The sequence below is a fragment of the Conyzicola sp. genome (assembly GCF_057073975.1).
The window spans coordinates 1-2,937 of record NZ_JBXMIS010000069.1 but is presented as its reverse complement, the minus strand read 5'-3'; the positions used below and the strand labels follow the sequence as shown (position 1 = coordinate 2,937).

Genomic DNA, 2,937 nt, shown 5'->3' with positions numbered 1-2,937 from the left:
CCCCCCCCCCCCCCCCCGCCGCTGTGGGCGCTGCCGACTGTCGTCGGGGCCGGCGTCGGCATCCTCGTTCTCGTTCTCGGCACCCGCCGCCTGCACGCGTGGGTCGACGCACCGCCGACGCCGGCGTCGCTCGGGTTGTCGCGGCGGCGCTTCGTCAACCTGCTCGCCGCGACCTCCGCCTCGGCGATCGTCGTCGGCATCACCGCTCGCGCGGTGAATGCGGCGACGTCGGCGGTCAACGTCGTTCGCGAGGCCCTGGTCATCCCACCGCCGAAGTCGCCGGCCCCGCCGGTGCCGGCCGGTGCCTCCCTCGACATCGACGGCATCACCCCGCTGTTCACCTCGAACGCCGACTACTACCGCATCGACACCGCTCTGCAGGTGCCGCGCATCGACACGGAGCAGTGGCGGCTTCGCATCACGGGCATGGTCGAGGAGGAGGTCGAGATCTCCCTCGACGAACTGCTCGCCCTTCCCCTCATCGAGACCGCCGTCACGCTCGCCTGCGTGTCGAACGAGGTCGGCGGGGGCCTCATCGGCAACGCGATGTGGACGGGCTACCCGATCCGCTCGCTGCTGGAGCGCGCACGGCCGCTGGCCAAGGCCGACATGGTGCTCTCCCGCAGCGTCGACGGGTTCACCGCCTCCACCCCGCTCGGGGTGCTCACCGACGACCGCGACGCGATACTCGCCGTGTCGATGAACGGCGAGCCGCTTCCCCTCGAGCACGGCTTCCCGGTGCGCATGGTCGTCCCCGGACTCTACGGCTACGTCTCCGCAACCAAGTGGGTGACAGAGCTGAGGCTGACCCGCTTCGCCGACGAGACCGCCTACTGGACGACACGCGGATGGGATGCCAAGGGCCCCATCAAGACCTCCTCCCGCATCGACGTGCCCCGCGGCTCCGCCTCGGCTGGAACCGTCGCCGTCGCGGGAGTCGCGTGGGCCCAGCACACCGGCATCGAGTCGGTCGAGGTGCGCGTCGACGACGGCCCGTGGCGGGAGGCAGAGCTCGCCGAGGCGGTTTCGGTCGACACCTGGCGCCAGTGGTACTACTCGTGGGATGCCGAGCCGGGCTCCTACGTGCTGCAGGTGCGCGCGACCGACGCGAGCGGCTTCACGCAGTCGGGAACGGAGAAGTTCGTCGCCCCCAACGGCGCGGAGGGCTACCACACCATCGACGTGCAGGTCAGCTGAGCAGCTCCAGCGTCGTCGGCCCGAGCCGCAGTACCCCGTCGGTCAGCGGCTCGCAGCGCATGCCGCCCCGCCGGCGCAGCGCGGCGAACGCGCCGGGGGAGAGCTGCTCGTCCATCCACGCGCACGGGTTCGCCGGGCGGTGGGCGGTGAACTCCACCTCGCCGAGGCGAAACCGCGCGCCGCGCAGATCGTCGACGGGGTAGCCGCGAAGGATGACGTTGCGGCGCGTCTTCGCGACATCCAGTCCGCCGACGCCGAGCGTCGCAGCCGCGGCCTCGAGTGACTCGATGGCGAAGAGCGTCACGGCCTCTTGTCGGTGCGCGCGCTGCCCGAAGAAGCGGTCGCCGACGATGCCGAGCCCCGCCCGCACCTCCACCGACTCGTGGGTCTCGACCCCGTCGAACCGCGCGGGCCCGTCTTTCGGGCGACCGTCGTAGCGGTGCACGGGGGAGGCGAGCAGCTGCACGATCTCGACGGGGTGGCGCACTCCACCACTCTTGCACCCGTGCGTGGCGCGCGCGCGACTCCCACCCCCGTACCCTTGACGAGTGGCTCATCTCCTTGGCGCTGAAGCGCTGCATCTCGAATACCCGACGCGGGTCATCTTCGACTCCCTGACGATCGGGCTCGACGAAGGCGACCGCATCGGCATCGTCGGCCGCAACGGCGACGGAAAGTCGACCCTGCTCAAGATGCTCAGCGGTCGGCTCGAGCCCAACAGCGGCCGGGTCACCCGCCGCAACGGCGTCACCCTTGCGGTGCTCGACCAGTCCGACGACCTCGACGACGAGCTCACCGTGCACCAGACGATCATCGGCGACATCGACGAGCACGTGTGGGCCGGCGATCCGCAGGTGCGCGACGTCATCGCGGGGCTGGCGAGCGACATCCCGTGGGAGGCGAAGATCGCCGATCTCAGCGGTGGCCAGCGACGGCGTGTCGCCCTCGCGAGCCTGCTCATCGGCGACCACGACATCATCTTCCTCGACGAGCCGACCAACCACCTCGACGTCGAGGGCATCACCTGGCTCGCCGGTCACCTCAAGCGCCGCTGGTCGCAGAACGCGGGAGCCCTCGTGGTCGTCACCCACGACCGGTGGTTCCTCGACGAGATCTGCACCGCGACCTGGGAGGTGCACGACCGCCTCATCGAGCCGTTCGAGGGCGGGTACGCCGCCTACATCCTGCAGCGCGTCGAGCGCGACCAGATGGCGGCGACCATGGAGGGCAAGCGCCAGAACCTCATGAAGAAGGAGCTGGCCTGGCTGCGGCGCGGGGCTCCGGCCCGCACCGCGAAGCCCAAGTTCCGCATCGACGCGGCGAACGCGCTCATCGCCAACGAGCCGCCGGTTCGCGACTCGGTGAGCCTTGCATCCATGGCCATGCAGCGGCTCGGCAAAGACGTAGTCGACCTCGAGGGTGTCAGCGTCTCCTACGGAGACAAGCAGGTGCTCAAGGACGTGACCTGGCGCATCGCACCCGGCGAGCGCACCGGAATCCTCGGCGTCAACGGCGCGGGCAAGTCGACGCTGCTCAGCCTCGTCGCCGGCAGCTTGCAGCCCACCTCCGGCCGGGTCAAGCGCGGCAAGACCATCAAGGTGTCGACCCTCACCCAGCAGCTCGCCGAGCTGGAGGACGTCTGGAACGACCGCGTGAGCGACGTCATCGCCCGCAACAAGAGCAGCTACATCGCCGGCGGCAAGGAGATGACGCCGACGCAGATGCTCGAGCGCGTCGGGT

General features: G+C 70.3%; 3 protein-coding genes. 2 read left to right on the top strand and 1 reads right to left on the bottom strand.

Features of this window, described 5'->3' with window-relative positions; genetic code table 11:
* Positions 1-1,197 (top strand): molybdopterin-dependent oxidoreductase (locus tag AC14A7_RS06305; RefSeq protein WP_484007304.1); only part of this gene is annotated, 1,197 nt, incomplete at its 5' end.
* Here AC14A7_RS06305 and AC14A7_RS06300 read toward each other — a convergent pair.
* Positions 1,190-1,684, bottom strand: coding sequence for an MOSC domain-containing protein (locus tag AC14A7_RS06300; RefSeq protein ID WP_484007302.1), 495 nt, complete (start codon positions 1,682-1,684; stop codon positions 1,190-1,192). The genes AC14A7_RS06305 and AC14A7_RS06300 overlap by 8 nt on opposite strands.
* 61 nt (positions 1,685-1,745) lie before the next feature.
* Here AC14A7_RS06300 and AC14A7_RS06295 point away from each other — a divergent pair.
* On the top strand, positions 1,746-2,937 hold a 1,192-nt coding region (locus AC14A7_RS06295; RefSeq protein ID WP_484007300.1), incomplete at its 3' end, for an ABC-F family ATP-binding cassette domain-containing protein.